General features: G+C 67.5%; 16 protein-coding genes. 14 read left to right on the forward strand and 2 right to left on the reverse strand.

What is annotated here, in order from left to right:
* The first annotated feature begins 92 nt into the window (after positions 1-92).
* Both ACEL_RS03540 and mnmA read left to right on the forward strand, forming a co-directional pair.
* Positions 93-1,286 carry a cysteine desulfurase family protein gene (locus ACEL_RS03540; RefSeq protein WP_041834924.1) on the forward strand — a complete coding sequence of 398 codons (1,194 nt, stop codon included), beginning with the start codon at positions 93-95 and terminating at the stop codon, positions 1,284-1,286.
* A 16-nt stretch (positions 1,287-1,302) separates the two neighbouring features.
* Positions 1,303-2,391 (forward strand): tRNA 2-thiouridine(34) synthase MnmA, encoded by a 1,089-nt coding sequence (gene mnmA, locus ACEL_RS03545; protein WP_011719525.1) that lies wholly within the window; start codon positions 1,303-1,305, stop codon positions 2,389-2,391.
* Between the two features lie 176 nt (positions 2,392-2,567).
* On the opposite strand, the gene merA is transcribed toward mnmA, so the two are convergent.
* Positions 2,568-4,013, reverse strand: coding sequence for a mercury(II) reductase (gene merA, locus ACEL_RS03550; RefSeq protein ID WP_011719526.1), 1,446 nt, complete (start codon positions 4,011-4,013; stop codon positions 2,568-2,570).
* A 179-nt stretch (positions 4,014-4,192) separates the two neighbouring features.
* Entirely contained in the window at positions 4,193-4,849 is a 657-nt protein-coding gene (locus ACEL_RS03555) for a TetR/AcrR family transcriptional regulator (protein ID WP_011719527.1), read from the reverse strand.
* A gap of 59 nt (positions 4,850-4,908) precedes the next feature.
* Between ACEL_RS03555 and ACEL_RS03560 the strand changes: the two genes are divergently transcribed.
* The 12 genes from ACEL_RS03560 (at position 4,909) to ACEL_RS03615 (ending at position 19,442) form a co-directional block, all read left to right on the forward strand.
* Positions 4,909-5,400: a cupin domain-containing protein gene (locus ACEL_RS03560; protein ID WP_011719528.1), complete on the forward strand. Its 492-nt coding sequence runs from the start codon at positions 4,909-4,911 to the stop codon at positions 5,398-5,400.
* Between the two features lie 134 nt (positions 5,401-5,534).
* Complete coding sequence (locus ACEL_RS03565; protein ID WP_011719529.1) at positions 5,535-6,569, forward strand: methionine synthase; 1,035 nt, start codon at positions 5,535-5,537, stop codon at positions 6,567-6,569.
* Between the two features lie 118 nt (positions 6,570-6,687).
* Positions 6,688-8,775, forward strand: coding sequence for an NAD-dependent DNA ligase LigA (ligA, locus tag ACEL_RS03570; RefSeq protein WP_011719530.1), 2,088 nt, complete (start codon positions 6,688-6,690; stop codon positions 8,773-8,775).
* Positions 8,776-8,894: 119 nt separating this feature from the next.
* Positions 8,895-10,322, forward strand: coding sequence for a hypothetical protein (locus ACEL_RS03575; protein WP_011719531.1), 1,428 nt, complete (start codon positions 8,895-8,897; stop codon positions 10,320-10,322).
* A 69-nt stretch (positions 10,323-10,391) separates the two neighbouring features.
* Entirely contained in the window at positions 10,392-10,688 is a 297-nt protein-coding gene (gene gatC / locus ACEL_RS03580; protein ID WP_011719532.1) for an Asp-tRNA(Asn)/Glu-tRNA(Gln) amidotransferase subunit GatC, read from the forward strand.
* A 127-nt stretch (positions 10,689-10,815) separates the two neighbouring features.
* Positions 10,816-12,333: an Asp-tRNA(Asn)/Glu-tRNA(Gln) amidotransferase subunit GatA gene (gene gatA / locus ACEL_RS03585; protein WP_011719533.1), complete on the forward strand. Its 1,518-nt coding sequence runs from the start codon at positions 10,816-10,818 to the stop codon at positions 12,331-12,333.
* Entirely contained in the window at positions 12,330-13,847 is a 1,518-nt protein-coding gene (gene gatB / locus ACEL_RS03590; protein WP_011719534.1) for an Asp-tRNA(Asn)/Glu-tRNA(Gln) amidotransferase subunit GatB, read from the forward strand. Before gatA ends, gatB begins: the two co-directional genes overlap by 4 nt.
* Positions 13,848-13,895: 48 nt before the next feature.
* Positions 13,896-14,822: a 2-hydroxyacid dehydrogenase gene (locus ACEL_RS03595; protein ID WP_011719535.1), complete on the forward strand. Its 927-nt coding sequence runs from the start codon at positions 13,896-13,898 to the stop codon at positions 14,820-14,822.
* 244 nt (positions 14,823-15,066) lie between these two features.
* Entirely contained in the window at positions 15,067-15,651 is a 585-nt protein-coding gene (locus tag ACEL_RS03600; RefSeq protein WP_011719536.1) for a 2-oxoacid:acceptor oxidoreductase family protein, read from the forward strand.
* Positions 15,635-16,825 (forward strand): 2-ketoisovalerate ferredoxin oxidoreductase subunit alpha, encoded by a 1,191-nt coding sequence (gene porA, locus ACEL_RS03605; RefSeq protein ID WP_011719537.1) that lies wholly within the window; start codon positions 15,635-15,637, stop codon positions 16,823-16,825. The genes ACEL_RS03600 and porA overlap by 17 nt, the downstream gene beginning before the upstream one ends.
* Positions 16,815-17,798, forward strand: a complete 984-nt coding sequence (locus ACEL_RS03610; RefSeq protein ID WP_011719538.1) for a thiamine pyrophosphate-dependent enzyme — start codon at positions 16,815-16,817, stop codon at positions 17,796-17,798. Before porA ends, ACEL_RS03610 begins: the two co-directional genes overlap by 11 nt.
* A gap of 12 nt (positions 17,799-17,810) precedes the next feature.
* Positions 17,811-19,442, forward strand: coding sequence for an NAD(P)-binding protein (locus tag ACEL_RS03615; protein WP_011719539.1), 1,632 nt, complete (start codon positions 17,811-17,813; stop codon positions 19,440-19,442).
* Positions 19,443-19,597: the final 155 nt, after the last annotated feature.

The raw sequence follows: 19,597 nt of genomic DNA on the forward strand, positions 1-19,597 counted from the left end.
TTCCTTCGGATGTCCAGAACCCCTTGGCGATGCCTCGCGTTCCAGCCGGATACCTCGACGTTCCACCCGGCCGCCCCGAGAGGCGCGACCACGTGGTGTACCTCGACCACGCAGCGACGACTCCGATGTTCCCGGAAGCGATCGACGCGATGCACGAATTGCTCAGCGTCGTCGGAAATCCGTCCTCGCTGCATGCCGCGGGTCGCCGGGCCCGTCGGGTCGTCGAAGAGGCGCGGGAGACGATTGCCCGGGCGCTGGGCGCCCGTCCCGGTGACGTGATTTTCACCTCCGGCGGCACGGAGGCGGACAACCTCGCCGTCAAAGGCATTTTCTGGGCCCGGCGCGCCGAGGACGATCGACGTCGGCGCATCCTCATCGGGGCTACTGAGCATCACGCCGTCCTCGACTGCGCGGTCTGGTTGGCCGAGCATCAAGGCGCCGAACTGGTTGTCCTGGACGTCGACCGGGTGGGCCGGGTGCATCCGGAGACTGTTCGGGCCGCGATCGACGCGGATCCACGGTCGGTGGCTCTCGTCAGCGTGATGTGGGCCAACAACGAAGTCGGCACCGTCATGCCGATCCGCGACATCGCCGCGGTGTGCGCCGAGTACGGCGTTCCGTTCCACACGGACGCCGTGCAGGCGGTCGGCCAGGTTCCGGTCGATATCGGGGCGGTCGGCGTCGGTGCGCTGAGTCTCACCGCACACAAAATCGGCGGACCGTTGGGGGTCGGCGCCTTGGTGGTCCGCCGGGACGTCGGCGTCATGCCGGTGCTGCACGGGGGCGGTCAGGAGCGGGAGATTCGCTCCGGCACCCTCGACACGCCGGCGATCGCCGCGTTCGCGGTTGCGGTTGACCTCGCGGTGCGCCGCCAACCGCAGACCGCGGCTCGGCTGGCTGCGTTGCGCGATGACCTGATTGCGCGGGTCCAGGCGGCGATTCCGGATGTCGTCCTCACCGGGGATCCGGGCCCCGGCCTGGATCGCCGGTTGCCGGGGAATGCGCACTTTGCCTTTCCCGGCTGCGAAGGGGACGCGGTCCTCATGCTGCTCGACGCGCAGGGTATTGCCTGCTCGACGGGTTCGGCGTGCACGGCGGGCGTCGCCCGGCCCAGTCACGTGCTGCTGGCGATGGGTGCCGACGAGTCGCTCGCCCGCGCAACACTGCGCTTCTCGCTCGGTCATACGTCCACCGAGTCCGACGTCGATGCACTCCTCGCCGTCCTGCCGGGCGCGGTCGAGCGGGCCCGCCGCGCCGGGTCGCTAATGCCGGCACGGCGGAGCTGAACCGGGGGAGGGCACGATGCGGGTGCTGGCTGCCATGTCGGGCGGCGTGGATTCCTCGGTGGCCGCGGCCCGCATGGTGGATGCCGGACACGAGGTCGTCGGTGTGCATTTGGCACTGTCCAGCACACCGCGCTCGCACCGGGAGGGTGCCCGCGGCTGCTGTTCGCTGGAGGACGCCCGTGACGCCCGTCGCGCCGCCGACGTCCTCGGAATTCCGTTTTACGTCTGGGATGTCGCCGAACGGTTTCGGCAGGACGTCATCGAGGATTTTCTCGCCGAGTATGCCCAGGGCCGAACGCCGAATCCGTGCCTGCGGTGCAACGAGCGGATCAAATTCGCCGCGGTGCTCGACCGGGCGCTCGCCCTCGGCTTCGACGCCGTCTGCACCGGGCATTACGCACGGATTCAGCGCGGCCCGCAGGGCTTGGAGTTGCACCGCGCCGCCGATTCCGCGAAGGACCAGTCCTACGTCCTCGGCGTCTTGAGTCAACCGCAGTTGGAGCATGCGCTCTTTCCGCTTGGGGATTCGCTGAAGACCGAGGTCCGCGCCGAAGCGGCCGCCCGGGGTCTTGCGGTGGCGGACAAGCCGGATAGTCATGACATTTGCTTCATCCCGGATGGCGACACCGCCGATTTCCTCCGCTCGCATCTGGGTGCGGCGCCGGGCGACATCGTCGATTCGTCCGGACGGCGGCTCGGTTCGCACGACGGCGCCTACCAATTCACTGTCGGACAGCGTCGAGGACTCCGCCTCGGTACGCCCGCCCCGGACGGCCGGCCCCGGTATGTGCTCGAGGTGTCTCCGGTCACCAGAACCGTGGTCGTGGGCACGGCGGACGAATTGTCGGTGACCGGGCTTACCGGCGTCCGTCCCATCTGGTGCGGGCCGCCACCGGACGCGCCGCTGGAGTGCACCGTCCAGTACCGAGCGCACGGCGCGGCGGCGCCCGCGGTCGTTGAGCTCCGCGGTGACGAGGTCGACGTGGAGTTCCGCGCGCCCGTTCGCGGCGTGGCGCCCGGTCAGGCGGCGGTTTTCTACGCGGACACCCGCGTTCTCGGCTCGGCGACCATCGCACGTACCCGCCGTGCGGCCGTGGGTTCGTGACAAGTCCGTGGCGCAAACTGAGGGACTAACGACTCCGTGGCGCAGCCCGTATGTATTTCTCTTTCGGTTTATCTCTCGGGTTGCGTTGCTCCCGGCGGTATTTCTTTCCGGCTGCATTGCTCCGCACGGCACCGCAGCGGGCGCCGCGGCGGATGTCACGGCGATGTCGCGGCGGATTACGCGGCGCAGCAGGACAGTTTGGCGACGTCCCGGGTGTAGGCCTGGGCGGCGAGCCGGAGCGATTCGGCCATCGTGAGGTACGGCGACCAGGTGTCGGCGAGCTGCTGGACCGTCATCTTCGCGGTGAGCGCGTACACCGCCCCGGCGATGACGTCTCCGGCGTTGTCGGTCAGCACGTGGACGCCGACGAGCCGGCCGTTGTCCGCATCGGCGACCAGCTTGACCAGGCCCCGGGTGTCGCGGTTGACCAAGGCCCGGGGAACCATCGCCAGCGGCAGGACCCGGCAGTCGCAGCGGATTCCGGCGGCGACAGCCTGGGCGTCGGTCATGCCGGCCGAAGCGATCGACGGTTCGGTGAAGGTGACGCGCGGCAGCGCGGAGTAGTCCAGGCTTTCTGCGCTGCCGTCGAGGGCGTTGCGGGCGGCGAGATTTCCTTGCGCGGCGGCGACGTAGACGAACTGCGGTCCGCCGGTAACGTCGCCGGCGGCCCAGATCCGCGGGTTGGTCGTCCGCTGCTGGGCGTCGACGACGACTTCGCCGCGGCTGCCGGCAGCAACGCCGACGGCTGCAAGACCGAGATCGGCGGTGTTGGGCCGCCGGCCGGTCGCGATGAGAAGCTCGCGGCCGCTCAGGGTACGCGGACCCTCGGGAAGGTCGGTCTCGAGGAGGTAGCCCTCTGGCCCGCGGCGAACTCGGCGGATCCGCGCCGACGTGTGCACGGTGATGCCGTCGTCGGCAAAGACGTCGCGGAGCGCGGCACTGATCTCCGGTTCCTCGAAGGGGGCGATCCGGTCAAGGGCTTCGACGACGGTGACGGTGCTGCCCAGCCGGGAAAAGAGTTGGGCCATCTCCAAGCCGACGGCGTTGCCGCCGACCACGAGGAGGGAGTCGGGTATCTCGGTGAGCTCCATCGCCGTCGTCGAGGTGAGGAAGCCGGACTCCGCCAGGCCCTCGATCGGCGGGGCCCACGGGGAGGCGCCGGTGGCGATCAGGTAGTGGTCTGCCTCGAGTTGCGCGGGACCGTCCTCGGTCGCCACGGTAAGGACCGGTCCCGGTGCAAAACGTGCCGTGCCCCGGACGATCGTCCAGCCATACTCCGCCGCGAGGTCGACGTACTTCTCGGCGCGCAACTGCTGGACGAGGGCATCCGTGCCGGCCCTCAGGGCGCCGGCGTCCACCGGACCAGCGGTGGTCGCAATACCCGGGAAGCGCGAATCGCTGGCGGTATGCCGAGCAGCGGCGGCGGCGAGGAGGGCTTTCGAGGGGACGCATCCGACGTTGACGCAGGTCCCGCCGATCTGTCCCCGTTCCACCATCACGACGGTCGCGCCGCGGCCGACCGCGGTGATGGCGGCGGCGAACGCTGCACTCCCCGAGCCGATGATTGCTAAGTCGTAATGCACGGCACGCTCCTCGAGATATTCGGATATGCGGACCAACACCCTCCACTCTGACTCCGACCCGACGGACGCAGGCCAGCCTGCCGGCGACGAGCCGCTGCCTCAGGTGCTGGCGCACGAGGGGCGTGAACGCTGAGCCGGTCGCGCCGGAAACAATTCCGTTGGGGGAGCGATCGGCGTACGCGACGCCGCCGATCGGGGCGGTGGGCAGGCTGACCGACTCAGATCGGGAGCAGGGCCTGACGCATTCGGCGTGCCAGCCAGTCGCGGAACGTGGATTCCGGCCAGCTCCGTTGCAGGACGAGCGCGGCATAGTGCGCGGGGTCGTTGAAGAACCACAGCGTGTCGGTCGCCTGCCGTGTGGTGAGCCCGGGGGCTAGATCCCCAAGCTTCTGTAGGTGGGTGACCACCATCGCTGCACCCGCCAGCCGGTTAGCCTGCAAGGTCTGCCACAGCTCGGCGGCTTCAGGTGCGTCGTCGGCGGCCCTGCGGACGACCTCGAAGAGCCGCGCCGCTCGACGGCCGATGATGACACAGACCTCCGCATAGGCATCCAGCGCTGCTCCGGGCGTGGCCGCCTCCCACACCGGTCTGAACCACGGCCTATCGGCGACGGCGACCGGTTGATCGTCACCGGCGAGTGCTTGGTCGAGAATCTGCCGGAGAAGTGCCGATTTTGCACCGAAGGCGGCAAAAACGGTGGGTCGCGCGACCCCGGCAGCGGCCGCGATGTCGGCGAGCGAGGTGGCGGTGTAACCGCGTTCGACGAAAAGCTCGCTCGCCGCCGCCACGATCGCCTGCCGGGTACGTCGTGCGTTCTCGTCCCGTGTCGGTGACCGGTATTGCCGGCGGGTTCGGTTGGCCTTGACATCACTCACGGTTCTGCGATACTAGCAGTCTATTCAGTAGACAGTGCTATATCGAAAGTGAGGCTGTCATGGCTGAGACGCCGTCGACCGGTCCCATCCTGCGCCGCAGCGGTGAAGGCGAAGCGTTCTGGTTTCTCGGGAATCTCGCGACGATCAAGGCCGCCGGGACCGAGACCCGCGGCGCGCTCACGCTCGTCGAATTCCTTAATCCGCCGGGCTTTGCCCCACCCCTGCATCGGCACCTGGACGAGGACGAGATGTTCTACATCCTGGCCGGCAGCGCCGAGTTCCACTGCGACGACGAGGTGTTCACGGCGGGTCCCGGGGATTTCGTCCTGCTGCCCGCCCAAATGCCGCACACGTTCCTGGTCGGCGCCGGTGAGCCGTTGCGGGCGCTGCAACTCACCACGCCGTCGGGTTTCGAAGGGTTTGCCGCAGCCGTCGGCGAGCCGGCTCCTGAACGCCGGTTACCGGACCCCGGGCCGGTCGATGTCGGACTGCTCCAAGCCGCCGCGGCGCGGCACCGTATCGAGCTGCTCGGCCCGCCGCCGCGTCCGTGACCTGGCGGCGGCCGATCCGGTTGACCGTCCGGCGCAGGTCCAGCCTGCGCAAGGCCAACCTGCGGAAGGCGAACCCGGCCCGCGATCATGGTCAGCGCTGAGCAGTCGGCGCAGGCTCGGTTAGCCTCGGTCCCGTGGCTGCGGGGACGGACGCAACGGCATTTCCCTGGCCGCCGGGTGTGGCGACCGGCGTCGGGTCGCTGCCAGGCGATGACCCGGCGGAGGCGATGCGGATCGTCATCGGTGAATTGCCGGATTTTCCGCATCTCGTCGAGTTGCCGGCAGCCGGCGTCGGCGCCGACATGATCGGTCGCGGCGCGGCGCACCTCGCCGAGTTGCACGTCGAATACGCCCCGAGCGGATGGCGGTTCACCCAGCGTCCTGGTGGGGACGAGCGCCGGGCGCGTGCACTCCTGCGTCGCGACCTCGACGTCCTCGAAGAATTCACCCAAGGCTTTCGGGGTCCGTTGAAAATTCAATGCGCCGGCCCGTGGACGCTGGCGGCGACGATCGAATTGCGGTACGGCGACAAGGCGTTGGCCGACTCCGGCGCGGTGCGGGACATCGCCGATGCCCTCGCTGAGGGGATCGCGGAGGTGACCCGCGACGTTTCCCGGCGGGTGCCCGGGGCACGCCTCGTCGTCCAGCTCGACGAACCCCTGCTGCCGGCCGTCCGTGCCGGAACCGTGCCGACGGCGAGCGGTTTTGCGATGCTGCCGGCGATCGACGAACAGGTGGTACGGGAGCGGCTCGGCGTGGTGCTCACCCGGATTGCCGACACCGACGCCGTCCCCGTGGTGCACTGCTGCGCCGCCGGCGTCCCGATCGACACGCTGGTTGCCGCGGGCGCCCGGGCGATCGGCCTTGACGTGACCCTGCTCGCGCCTGCCGACGACGACTCCCTCGGCGCCGCGGTCGAGAAAGGAGTGCGGTTCTTTTTCGGCATTGTGCCGAGCACCGAAGCCGACGACCTTCCCACGGTGGCGGAGAGCGCAGCACCGCTTCGCCGGCTGTGGAACCGGCTCGGGTTCCCGGCCGAAGAGCTCGCCCGGCACGTGGTGACGCCGGCGTGCGGGCTGGCCGGCGCGTCGGTGGCGTGGGTCCGGCGGGCGTATCGGCGGTGTGTGGACGTCGGCCGGTCGATCCTCGAAGCCCCGGAGGGATGGTGACCGCTCCGACGGTGGTCTGCTGGAAATGCTGCGCGGCGACGGGAACCGGACGGCGGGCGACGCATCGTCCTCCGCAGGCTGGCCGGGAGAATCGCCGGGGAAGGGGAATGGAGCCGGTATGAGTCCTGCCCGAAACACTGGGATTCCGGCGAGCGCCGCGGACGCCGCCCGCCGACACGCCGAGCTGGTCAAGGAAATCGAGGAGCACGCGTACCGGTACTACGTGCTCGACGCGCCGACCATTTCCGACGCCGAGTACGACGCGTTGATGCGCGAACTCGAGGAGATCGAGAATGCCTACCCGGAACTGCGGACACCGGATTCACCGACGCAGAAGGTCCAGGGTGCGCCGGCGGCGCACTTCGCGCCCGTCGAGCACCTGGAGCGGATGCTCAGCCTAGACAACGTCTTCACCGAGGGGGAGTTGCGGGCGTGGATCGCCCGGGTGGAGAAAGAAGTCGGCACGGACGCCGCCTACCTGTGCGAACCGAAGGTTGACGGGTTGGCGGTCGATCTCGTGTACGAGGACGGCGTCCTCGTGCGCGGCGCGACCCGCGGCGACGGCCGGGTCGGCGAGGATGTCACCGCGAACATCAAGGCGATCCGCAATGTTCCGCATCGGCTGCACCGGGACGGGAACCTGCCGGCGCTATTGGAAGTCCGCGGCGAAGTGTACTTCCCCGTCGCGGATTTCGCGGAATTGAACGCCGGTCTGGTGGCGGCCGGCAAAGCGCCGTTCGCCAATCCGCGGAATGCCGCCGCAGGCTCGCTGCGTCAGAAGGATCCCCGGGTCACGGCGAGCCGGCCGTTACGCCTGGTGGTGCACGGCATTGGGGCGCACCAAGGTCTGGCGGCCGCCCGTCAGTCGGAGGCGTACGTCGCCTTGGCCGCGTGGGGCCTGCCGGTGTCGGAGCGGGCGAAAGTGGCGACGACGACGAAGGAAATCCTCGACTACATCGCGTACTACGCCGAGCATCGCCACGACCTGGAACATGAAATTGACGGCGTCGTGGTGAAAGTCGACCAGTTCGCCTTGCAGCGGCGGCTGGGCGCGACAGCGAAGGCGCCGCGGTGGGCGGTGGCGTACAAGTACCCACCGGAAGAGGTGACGACGAAACTCCTCGACATTCAGGTGAACGTCGGGCGCACCGGACGGGTGACCCCCTTCGCCGTCATGGAACCGGTGCGGGTCGCCGGGTCGACGGTGACGAACGCCACCCTGCACAACGCCGACGAAATCAAGCGAAAGGGCGTGCTCATCGGTGACACCGTCGTGGTGCGCAAGGCCGGCGACGTCATTCCGGAAGTGGTCGGACCCGTCGTCGCCTTGCGTGACGGCTCCGAACGCGAGTTCGTCTTTCCCAGCCACTGTCCGGCGTGCGGCACGCCATTGGTGCGGGAGAACGGCGGCGTCGACATCCGGTGCCCCAATGCGCGGTCCTGTCCCGCGCAATTGCGGGAACGGTTGTTCCATATCGCGAGCCGGGGTGCGCTCGACATCGAATCCCTGGGGTATGAAGCGGCGAATGCCTTGCTGGAGTCGAAACTCCTCGCCGATGAGGGTGACCTCTTCCTCCTCACTCCCGAGAAGCTCCGCACGGTTCCGTTCTTCACCAAGAAGGACGGCGAATTGAGCGCCAACGCCGTGAAACTGCTGGAAAATCTTGAGTCCGCCAAGACCCGGCCGCTCTGGCGCGTGCTTGTCGCGCTGTCGATCCGGCATGTCGGACCGACGGCCGCACGCGCACTCGCCCGGGAATTCGGCTCCATTGACGCTATCCGGAATGCGTCGGTGGACGAGCTGGCCGCCGTCGAGGGTGTCGGCCGGGTCATCGCTGAATCCATCCGCGACTGGTTTGCCGTCGACTGGCATCAGGAGATCGTGGCGAAATGGTCGGCCGCCGGGGTGCGGATGGCGGAAGAGCAGCGCAGTGCGGCCAAGCCGCTTGCCGGCATCACCGTCGTGGTCACCGGTACCCTTTCGCGCTGGTCGCGGGATTCGGCGATCGAAGCCATCCAGGACGCGGGCGGCCGGGCCGCCGGCTCGGTATCGAAGAAGACCGATTTCGTCGTTGTCGGGGAGAATCCCGGCTCAAAGTACGACAAGGCGCGCCAGCTCGGGATTCCGATCCTCGACGAGGAGGGTTTTGCCACCCTTCTCACGAAAGGCCCGGACGCAGCGCGGTCTATGGCGCAGCGGCCGTAACCGACTGGACAATCGCCTTATTCGCCCGGGCGTCGCGGGTTTCCCGGTCCGATGTCGCGCTGGTCGGCTATACTCCCGTACCGCCGTCCACGTCCGCCCGCGAGAGTGCTGGAGTGTCCATGCCCGGCGAGCCAATGCCTGTGGTCACGGCCGGCGTACGTCCACGCGACAGACGGCGATTTTTCGGCGACACGGAACCACGTACGTTCCTGGCCGTCTGTCTTGCGCTCTTCGCGGTCGCAGCGGTTCTCGTGCTCAGCGCCATTGCGCGGGGGAAGACCCTATCGTTATTCGACGAGGCGACGCACGCGGATTACGCGTACCGAATCGCCCACGGACAGATTCCCGCCCGCGGAACTCCGTTGGCGCCGGAAATTCTGCGTGAATGGTCGTGTCGCGGCGGCGTTACCGGCCTCCATCTTCCGCCGTGCGACAGCTCGACACCGCCGGTTCCGTCGCAGTATCCCGGCCGGGGCGAGGATTACAACTTCGGTCATCCCCCGCTCTATTACGCCATTACCGGCGTCATCGCCCGCGGGTTGGGCGTTTTTCTGCCCGGTCCGCACTTCATCACGCTGGCGCGTCTCGTCGGTCTGCTCTGGCTCTTTGCCGCCATGGTGACGTTGTATGCGGCGATTCGCCGGTTCGGCGGCGGCGTGCTGTTCGCCGCAGCGGGTGCGGCTCTTCTTCCGCTCGTCCCTGGTGTGCTGCACGCCTCGAGCACGGTGAACAACGATGCCGCTGCTCCGCTCGCCGGAAGTATTGCGGCACTGCTGCTGGCCCGTTTGCTCATTGACGGTGCCACCGGCTGGCTTGTGCCGGTGCTTGCGACGTTTCTCGTGACGGCGACGAAGGTCCTCAACGCCCTACCGATGCTGCTTGTCGCCGCGGTCTGCGTCGTCCTGGCCGTCGCGGGAGACCGGGCGGCACGCTGGCCGATTCACGTCTCGCTCGCGCACCGGCGTCGCCAACTCCTCGTTCTCGCCGGCGGGATCGTCCTGGCCTTTCTCGTCGTCTACCAAGGGTGGAACCTGTTTCAGGCGCATCGCGGCGCGCAGCATTGGGTCAGTCCGGTCGCCGGAATAAGCGGCAGGCCGATCAAGGGGCTGCCCTTCGCCGAATTGTTCAGCACGTTGTTCACCGGTTTCTCCATGGTGATAACGAACTATTACCTGCAGCCGTCCGTCGACGGCGAGACGATCACGCTCTGGGCGCGGTTGCTCGCATTCGTGGTCATCGCCGGGCCGCTGTTGGTGATGGTGACCTCTGCGCGCCGGAGCGCGCGATGGATATTTGGTCTCGGCGCGCTCGCCGGCCTGGTCGCGTATCCGCTTGCGGTGGAGCTTCAGGCTTTCGTGCAGTCCGGCGAGTACTTCCCAAGCGTTGCCGGCCGCTACGGCATGAGCGTCGTGCCCTGGCTCGCCGCGTGCCTCGCGTTGGCCTGCTGCGCGCGGGGCGCGGGAAGGGTGCTGGTGGCGTTCAGCGGCATCGGGTTCGTCGTCATGACCCTCGCCGTGACGGGTGTGTTCTCACTCGGGCCGGCCTGAATGGTGCAGGCGCGGCGGCCGCCTGCCCGCTCGGGGTCGAGGCGCTGGTCGCGTCGCTAGGATGACCGCGTGCCCCGAGTTACCCGTGCCGACGTTGCTCACCTTGCCCGGCTCTCCCGACTCGCTCTCACCGAGGCCGAGCTTGACCGTTTCGCCGGCCAGCTCGACGTCATCCTTGACGCGGTGGCGAAAGTCTCTTCGGTCGCCGGCTCCGACGTACGCCCGACCTCGCACCCGCTTCCGTTGACCAACGTCTACCGGGACGACGAGGTCCGGCCCTCCCTACCGGTGGGAGAGGTGCTGGCGGCCGCGCCGGCGGTGGAGGACCAGCGGTTCAAGGTCCCGCGGATTCTGGAGGAAGAGTGATCACACCGGCCCAGCCTGCGGCGACCGTTGGGGGAGTGCCGGGCCAGCTTGCGGTGGCCGTCGGGAAGTGCCGTGGACGTCGGGGAGTGCCGTTCCTGCCTGCGGCGGCGTTCCAGCGAGGACGGCGATGAGTGACCTGATTCGGCGGACCGCGGTCGAGCTCGCAGCGATGATCGCCGCCCGCGAGGTGTCAGCGGAGGAGGTCACCCGGGCGCACCTGGACCGTATCGCCGCGGTTGATCCCGCCGTGCACGCGTTTCTCTACGTCGATGCCGATGGCGCGCTGACCGCCGCCCGGGCGGTTGACGCCAGACTGGCGGCGGGGGAGAGACTCGGACCACTCGCCGGCGTCCCCCTTGCGCTCAAGGATGTGTTCACGACGCGCGGCATGCCGACCACCTGCGGCTCGAAGATTCTCGAAGGGTGGATCCCGCCATACGACGCGACGGTGGTGCAAAAAATCCGGGACGCCGGAATCGTCATTCTCGGCAAGACGAACATGGACGAATTCGCGATGGGGTCGTCGACGGAGAATTCCGCATTCGGCCCCACCCGCAATCCTTGGGATTTGTCGCGTATTCCCGGCGGCTCATCCGGCGGCAGCGCGGCCGCGGTCGCGGCGTTCGAGGCGCCGCTGGCCATCGGTACTGACACGGGAGGGTCGATTCGGCAGCCGGCGGCCGTGACGGGCATTGTCGGCACCAAACCCACGTACGGCGGCGTGTCGCGGTACGGCCTGGTCGCTTTCTCGTCGTCCCTCGACCAAGCGGGTCCGTTCGCCCGCACCGTGTTGGATGCCGCGTATCTGCATGCCGCCATTGCGGGCCACGATCCGCGTGACGCCACGTCGATCGACGCTCCGGTGCCGGACGTCGTCGCCGCTGCCCGCAACGGGGACGTTCGCGGGTTGCGGATCGGGGTGGTGCGCGAATTGGACGGTGACGGATATGACCCCGGCGTCCGGCACCAATTCCATCAGGCGGTGAAGCTCCTCGCCGATCTCGGCGCCGACGTCGGTGAAGTGAGTTGCCCGCATTTCGAGTACGCCCTCGCCGCCTATTACCTCATCGCGCCCAGCGAGTGTTCGTCCAACCTCGCGCGATTCGACGCGATGCGGTACGGTTTGCGGCTCGGTGACGACGGCACCCGCACCGCGGAAGACGTCATGGCGCTCACCCGCGCGGCCGGCTTCGGCGCCGAGGTGAAACGCCGCATCATGCTGGGCACGTACGCGCTTTCCAGCGGTTACTACGAGGCCTATTACGGGTCGGCCCAGAAGGTCCGCACCCTCATCATCCAGGACTTCGCCGCCGCGTTCGAGAAATTCGACGTCCTCATCTCTCCGACCACCCCGACCACGGCTTTCCCGCTTGGCGAACGGGTGGACGACCCGCTGAAGATGTACCTGGCCGACCTCGACACGATTCCCGTGAATCTCGCCGGCAACGCCGCCATGTCCGTACCGATCGGCTGCTCGCCGGACGACGGCCTCCCGGTCGGCCTTCAGATCATGGCACCGGTGTTGGCGGATGACCGGCTGTACCGGGTCGGTGCGGCGCTGGAAGCGGCGTACCGGGAACGCACCGGCCGGCTGCTCATTGAGGACGTACCGGATCCTGCCGCGAATCAGGAGGGAGCCGCGTGACGACGATCGCTCCGGATGAGGTGCTGGATTTTGCCGAGGCGGTCGAGGAATTCGAACCGGTCTTCGGGCTGGAGACGCACGTCGAGCTGGCCACCCGGTCGAAGATGTTCTGCGGATGCCCGACCACGTTCGGCGCCGAGCCGAACACGCAGGTCTGCCCGGTCTGCCTCGGCCTGCCCGGCTCGCTTCCGGTCGCCAATCGGGCCGCCGTCGAGGCGACGATCCGTATCGGCCTTGCCCTGAACTGCACGATCGCCTCCTGGTGCCGGTTCGCCCGGAAGAACTACTTCTATCCCGACATGCCGAAGAACTTTCAGATTTCCCAGTACGACGAGCCGCTCTGCACCGACGGGTACCTGGACGTTGAGGTCGACGACCAGGTGTTCCGGATCGGGATCGAACGCGTCCACCTGGAGGAAGACACCGGAAAATCCGTGCACATCGGCGGCGCGACCGGTCGTATTCACGGCGCCGACTATTCGCTCGTCGATTACAACCGCGCGGGCATCCCCCTCGTCGAGATTGTCACGAAGCCCGTGGTCGGCACCGGGCAACTCGCTCCGGCGGTGGCCCGGGCGTACGTGACCGAACTGCGGGAAGTGATGCGGACACTGGGTGTCTCCGACGTGCGGATGGAGCAAGGCTCGTTGCGCTGCGACGTCAATCTTTCCGTGCACCGCAAGGGTACGACGGCGTGGGGGACTCGCAGCGAAACGAAGAACGTCAACTCGCTCCGCTCGGTGGAGCGGGCGGTGCGCTACGAAATTCAACGGCAGGCCGCTGTGCTGCGCGCCGGCGGCCGGGTGGTGCAGGAGACGCGCCATTTTCACGAGGATTCGGGTGTCACGACACCCGGGCGCAGCAAGGAACAGGCCGAGGATTATCGCTATTTTCCGGAGCCGGATTTGGTTCCGCTCGCCCCGGATCCGCAGTGGGTGGCAAGCCTGCGGGCCGCCCTTCCGGAATTGCCGCTGCAGCGCCGCCGGCGGTTGCGCGAGGCGTGGGGTCTCACCGCGGCGGAGATGCAGGCGGCGCTGAATGCGGGCGCCGTCGAGTTGGTTGCGGCGACGGTTGCGGCGGGCGCGAGTCCCCGCGACGCGTACAAGTGGTGGCTGGGTGAACTCGCCCGGCGCGCCAATGAAGCCGGCGTCGAGCTGGCCGCACTGCCCATAACCCCCGAGGACGTAGCCGAGCTCGCCCGGCTGGTGAGCACCGGACGGCTCACCGACAAGCTGGCCCGGGCGGTGCTCGACGGCGTTCTTGCCGGCGAGGGACGCCCGGAAGAGATCGTCGCCTCCCGCGGCCTTGAAGTCGTCTCGGATGACAGCGCTCTTCGCACCGCCGTGGACGCTGCGATCGCCGCACAACCGGATGTCGCGGAGAAAATCCGTAACGGCAAGGTAGCCGCGGTCGGTGTCCTTGTCGGCGCGGTGATGAAGGCGACACACGGACGGGCCGACGCGGCGAAGGTGCGGGCTCTCATTCTGGAAACTCTTGGTGTCAGCGACGCATGAGGCAATGGGTGCCTTGACGTTGACGGCTGTCGGGCAGCGCCACCGGCAATGAGCGAGGCCGAGGTCCACGTCTGGGTGCCCTACCCGGAAATGGCGGCGGATCTGCGCGGTCTGTCAGCGCGGCTGCGGGTCGGCCTTTTCACCGGAACAGAGAGTCCCGCCGACGTGCCGGAGCCGCACATTCTCGTGGCGCCGTACACCCTCGGCACGAAAAAACTTGCGGCGGCGCTGCGGTCACCCCGGCTGCGGGTCATCCAGCTTCTGACCGCCGGTTACGAGCAGGTGGCGCCGCTGGTTCCCGACGGTGTCCTCCTCTGCAACGCGCGCGGCGTCCATGACGCGAGCACGGCGGAACTCGCCGTCGCGTTGATGCTGGCCGCGCTGCGCGGAATTCCCGATTTCGTTCGAGCGCAGCAAACCGGAGAGTGGCGGCATGCCACGTATCCCTCGCTGGCGGACCGCACCGTGTTGATCCTCGGTTACGGATCCATCGGCGAGGCGTTGGAGCGCCGTCTCGCCGGCTTCGAGGTACGCATCCTGCGGGTCGCCCGGCGGCCCCGCCCCGGAGTCCACGGCATCGAGGAGGTCTGGGGTTTGCTCGGCGAAGCGGACGTGGTCGTCGTCCTCACCCCACTGACCGCCGAGACCAGGCATCTCGTTGACGAGAAATTCCTGGCGCGGATGCGGCCTGGTGCGCTGCTGGTCAACGTCGCTCGCGGGGCGGTGGTGGACACCGAGGCGCTGGTGCATGCTGTTGCGGCAGGACGCATTCGCGCCGCCCTCGACGTGACAGATCCCGAGCCGCTCCCGCCGGACCATCCCCTCTGGCGGCTCCCCGGGGTGCTGATTTCGCCGCACGTCGGCGGGGACACCACCGCGTTTCTCCCGCGCGCCCGGCAACTCATCGTCGACCAGATTTCGCGGTACCTGAACGGCGAACCGCTGCGTAACGTTGTCGCCGGTGACACTGATTGAGCGGTGATGTCGCACGCCTGAGCCGGGCGTCGGCCGCCCGTGTGCGCAGCAGGGAACACCTCCATCACTGGGACTTTCGTCCCGAGTGAAGTCCGTGACGCTCGGGACCTACGGCTCTGGGCGCTGGAGATCGGCGAACCGGAGACTGATGGTGTCAACAGGCGGCGATGGATCGTCGACGAGGCCGTGTCGGCGCCGTCTGTTCAGGCGCAGCCGATCGTGTGCGGCGGGAGGCGAAGATGGCATGTGGCAGATTCGGGTGCACGGTAGGGGCGGACAAGGCGTCGTCACCGCGGCTGAGCTGCTCGCCGATGCAGCCTTTCGCGACGGATACGAGGTACAGGCTTTTCCCAGTTTCGGTTCCGAGCGGATGGGCGCCCCGGTAACGGCGTACTGTCGCTTGGACACACTGCCGATCCGTATCCGAGAGCCTGTCGTTGACGCCGATGCTCTTCTTGTCATTGACGCATCGTTGTTGCGTCTGCCGGAGACGCTCGCGGGGTTGAGGACGGGCGGGTGGGTTCTCGTGAATTCCGCTCGACCTCCGCAGCAGCTCGGCGTGACATCCACGGCGTCCTCCGACGTACACATTCGTTGGGCGACGGTGCCGGCGACGGCGCTGGCCCGACGCTATCTGGGACGTGCGGTGCCCAACGCGCCAATGCTCGGCGCTTTTGCAGCACTTACCCGACTGGTCTCGTTGACGGCAATTGAGGACGCACTGTCGGATCGCTTCACGGCCCCTATCGCTGAGCAGAATATCCAGGCGGCCCGTGCAGCCTTTGCTTCTCTTCAGCAGGTGGTGACGAGCGATGCGCAGTCAGCGTGAAGCCTCCCGGGCCATAGCCGAGGTGGTCGGTCGATGCCGTCCGCAGGTCGTTCCCGCTTATCCGATCACTCCGCAGACCCACATCGTGGAAGCACTCGGCGCCATGATCCGGGCCGGCACCCTTTCGCCGTGCGTCTTTCTTACCGTCGAATCAGAATTCGCGGCGATGTCAGCGGCGATCGGTGCCTCGTTCGCCGGATCCCGCACATACACCGCGACTGCCAGTCAAGGGCTTCTGTACATGGCTGAAGCGCTGTTCAACGCGTCCGGTTTAGGGGCACCGATCGTCATGACGGTCGCCAATCGCGCGGTCGGTGCGCCGATCAACATTTGGAACGATCAGAGCGATGCGATGAGCCTGCGGGATTGCGGCTGGATCCAGCTCTACGCCCCGGACAATCAAGCTGCGGTCGACCTGCATGTTCTGGCGTTCCGCGTCGCGGAGGCTCTCTCACTTCCGGTCATGGTGTGCATGGACGGTTTCGTCCTCACCCACGCCTTCGAACCATTGGCTGTTCCGACACAAGCCCAGGTCGACAATTTTCTTCCTCCCTTTCGGCCGCGGCAGGTTCTCGATCCCGGCGATCCGGTGACCATCGGTGCCATGGTCGGCCCGGAGGCCTTCACCGAGGTGAAGTATCTCTCGGCGCAGCGGCTCGACGCGGCGGTGAACGTGTTCGAGTGGTTCGCACAGGAATACGCCGAGATAACCGGCCGCCGTTATCACGCGGTGGAAAGCTACCGCATCGAACACGCGGACACGGTTGTTGTCGCCCTTGGTTCGGCGGCGGGAACGTTGTACGAGCTTGCAGACGCAGTCCCTGGTGTCGGGGTTCTTGTCATCACGATGTATCGCCCATTTCCGGCGCGGGTCGTCCGGGGACTTCTCGCCGCAGCCCGACGCGTCATCGTGCTCGAACGCGCCTTTGCACCGGGAGCCGGCGGCATCGTCACCGCCGATGTGCGTGCCGCGGTCGCCGGAACGAGCGCGATGGTGCATACCGTCATTGGGGGACTGGGTGGACGTCCGATCCGGCTGGCCTCGTTGCGCGCCGTGGTAACCGCCGATGCGCTTCCGGATATTCATTTCCTCGATCTACGCGAGGACGTCGTTCGCCGTGAATGGGAGCGGGATCCCACGGTCTCGGCGATGGAGGTGCGCCATGTCCGCTGACAACGGACGGTCCCTTTCGCTGACAACCCGCACGGCTGGCGGCAGACTGGTTCCCCCCGCGCGGCGTGCGGAACAGGCTAATCCACACCGACGCAACGCACTGACCTCGGGTCACCGCGCCTGCCAGGGATGCGGAGTTGCTCTCGCTGCTCGTACCGTCGTTGATGCTGCGTACCGCGCCTCCGGGGGAAAACTCGTTGTCGTGACAGCAACCGGATGTCTTGAGGTGTTCTCAACACCCTATCCGGAGAGCGCGTGGCGGGTTCCTTGGTTGCACTCGTTGTTCGCTAATGCGGCATCGGTGGCAAGCGGTGTGGCGGCCGCGCTGTACGCCCAGGGACGGGAGGACGTTCGAGTCCTTGCGCAGGGCGGGGACGGAGCGACCGTCGACATCGGCCTCGCCTGCCTCTCCGGCATGTTCGAACGAGGCGATGACGTCCTGTATGTGTGTTACGACAACGAGGCGTATATGAATACCGGCATTCAGCGCTCGGGTGCGACACCGCCATATGCGCGGACCGCAACAACGGAAGCGGTCGGAGACGAGCCGGGAAATCCGCCTGGGACGGGAAAGGACTTGCCGCGTATCGCGCTCGCGCACAGCATTCCCTACGTAGCGACGGCGACCATAGGCGATATTCACGACCTTGAGGCCAAAGTGGTGAACGCGATGGGTGTGCGTGGAGCCCGATACCTGCACGTCCTGACACCCTGTCCCCTTGGTTGGGGGAGCGGACCTGCTGAGACGATCGCATTGGCCCGCCTTGCCCAGCGTTCCGGTTTGTTCCCGGTTTTCGAAGCACGGGACGGGGAAATCACCTCGGTGCTTCCGATTCGGCGGCCGGTTCCGGTCGAGGAGTACCTCCGGCCGCAACGCCGATTCGCCCATCTGTTCGCCGATCCGGACCGTCGCCTGCTCACCAGGTTGCAGGAATTCGCCGACAGCACGAAGGCGCGGTACGGCTTGATGTGAAGGGGGTGCGTGATGGATTTACCGTTCGCGGTGAGTCTTGCACCGGCTTCGAGCAGATCGAACCACACGGGTACGTGGCGCACCGATCGACCCGTCTATATCGATGCCTGGCCGCCGTGTAATGCGGCATGTCCCGCTGGTGAATCCGTCCAGGGGTGGCTTTACCACGCCGCAGCAGGCGATTGGGAGATCGCCTGGCGCCAGCTTGTCGCAGTGAATCCGTTTCCGGCCGTCATGGGACGGGTCTGCTATCACCCGTGCGAGGCGCGGTGCAATCGCCGGGAATTCGATGAGGCCGTCGCCATCAATGCGGTCGAACAATTCCTTGGAGATGAGGCGCTGCGCCGTGGTTGGCGCCTGCCGTCACCCGGTGCACCGACAGGTCATCGTGTGCTGATCGTCGGTGCCGGGCCGGCAGGTCTTGCTGCGGCGTATCACCTGCGGTTGCTCGGACATGAGGTGGAGCTTCACGACGCCGAAGCCGAGCCCGGTGGGATGATGCGCTACGCCATCCCGACGTTCCGGCTCTCCCGTCGAGTCCTCGACGCAGAAATTGAACGCGTCCTCGAGTTGGGAATTCACTACCATCCGCGGTCACGGATTTCCGACCTCAGCGCCGTCAGCGGATATGACGCCATATTCGTAGCCGTCGGTGCTCAGCGTCCGCATCGGGTCCAACTCCCCGCCGATCCTGCGGCGCGGATTCTCGACGCGTTGGACCTGCTCCGGCGTACCGCGCAAGGCGAACGGCCGGGATTAGGGCGGCGGGTCGCCGTCTACGGCGGCGGCAATACCGCGATGGACGCTGCGCGCACCGCGAAACGCCTCGGCGCTGACGAGGTGGTCGTCGTGTACCGACGCACCCGGGAGCGCATGCCCGCTCACGACACAGAGGTGGCCGAGGCCGTCGAGGAAGGGGTGGCTTTCGAGTGGTTGTCGACGGTGACCCACGTGGAGCCGGGAAGCCTTCGCCTGGAACGAATGGAGCTCGACGCAGCCGGGAAACCTCGACCAACCGGGCGGTTTGTCGCGCGTCCGGCGGACACTCTGATCCTCGCCTTGGGACAGGAGGTGGACGCCGGGCTGCTGCGTGCGTTGCCGGGCGTGCGTTGTGCCGACGGCGGCGTGGCGGTGGACGCGTCCCTCATGACCGGAGCGGCCGGCGTCTTTGCCGGCGGGGACATGATTCCTGGTGAACGCACCGTCACTGCCGCGATCGGTCACGGGCGACGGGCCGCGCTCTCCATCGACGCGTGGCTCCGGGGGCGGCAACCGCCGTCCGAACCGCTTCGGGAATCGGCCGCTTTCGCGTCACTGAACACGTGGTACTACGACGAATCACCCGCGGCACAGCGCAACCGCCTGCCACGAGCCCGCCGGCTCGGGGGGTTTGGCGAGGTGGTTCGCGGACTTGACCCGGCACACGCGTTGGCCGAGGCCCGACGATGCTTCTCCTGCGGCAATTGCTTCCAGTGCGACAACTGCTACGCCGTCTGCCCCGACGCGGCGGTTCTCAAGGTCGAGTCCGGGCACGGCTATGCGATCGACCTCGATTACTGCAAGGGATGCGGGTTATGCGTCGCCGAGTGTCCGGTGGGTGCCATTCGCACGGTGCCCGAACCGGGCACCGAGGTCGATGCATGACGGGTAGCGACGGAATCACGCCGGAGGCCGCCGCACGGTGCGCGCCCCATGCGCGCAACAGGACCGTTGAACGGGGCGTCGCTGCGTAACGTTGTGACTGGGGACGACGCCGGGTAGGTCGGCTGTCCCCTCGGGCCCGGCACGGATGGGAGAGC

This window comes from Acidothermus cellulolyticus 11B (genome assembly GCF_000015025.1).
GTDB lineage: Bacteria > Actinomycetota > Actinomycetes > Acidothermales > Acidothermaceae > Acidothermus > Acidothermus cellulolyticus.

What these genes read in the sequence shown, in the direction of transcription:
- mnmA (WP_011719525.1), top strand. Translation starts at nt 1,303, where the DNA reads ATGCGGGTGCTGGCTGCCATGTCGGGCGGCGTGGATTCCTCGGTGGCC.
- ACEL_RS03560 (WP_011719528.1), top strand. Translation starts at nt 4,909, where the DNA reads ATGGCTGAGACGCCGTCGACCGGTCCCATCCTGCGCCGCAGCGGTGAA.
- ligA (WP_011719530.1), top strand. Translation starts at nt 6,688, where the DNA reads ATGAGTCCTGCCCGAAACACTGGGATTCCGGCGAGCGCCGCGGACGCC.
- ACEL_RS03575 (WP_011719531.1), top strand. Translation starts at nt 8,895, where the DNA reads ATGCCCGGCGAGCCAATGCCTGTGGTCACGGCCGGCGTACGTCCACGC.
- gatA (WP_011719533.1), top strand. Translation starts at nt 10,816, where the DNA reads ATGAGTGACCTGATTCGGCGGACCGCGGTCGAGCTCGCAGCGATGATC.
- ACEL_RS03595 (WP_011719535.1), top strand. Translation starts at nt 13,896, where the DNA reads ATGAGCGAGGCCGAGGTCCACGTCTGGGTGCCCTACCCGGAAATGGCG.
- ACEL_RS03600 (WP_011719536.1), top strand. Translation starts at nt 15,067, where the DNA reads ATGTGGCAGATTCGGGTGCACGGTAGGGGCGGACAAGGCGTCGTCACC.
- porA (WP_011719537.1), top strand. Translation starts at nt 15,635, where the DNA reads ATGCGCAGTCAGCGTGAAGCCTCCCGGGCCATAGCCGAGGTGGTCGGT.
- ACEL_RS03610 (WP_011719538.1), top strand. Translation starts at nt 16,815, where the DNA reads ATGTCCGCTGACAACGGACGGTCCCTTTCGCTGACAACCCGCACGGCT.
- ACEL_RS03615 (WP_011719539.1), top strand. Translation starts at nt 17,811, where the DNA reads ATGGATTTACCGTTCGCGGTGAGTCTTGCACCGGCTTCGAGCAGATCG.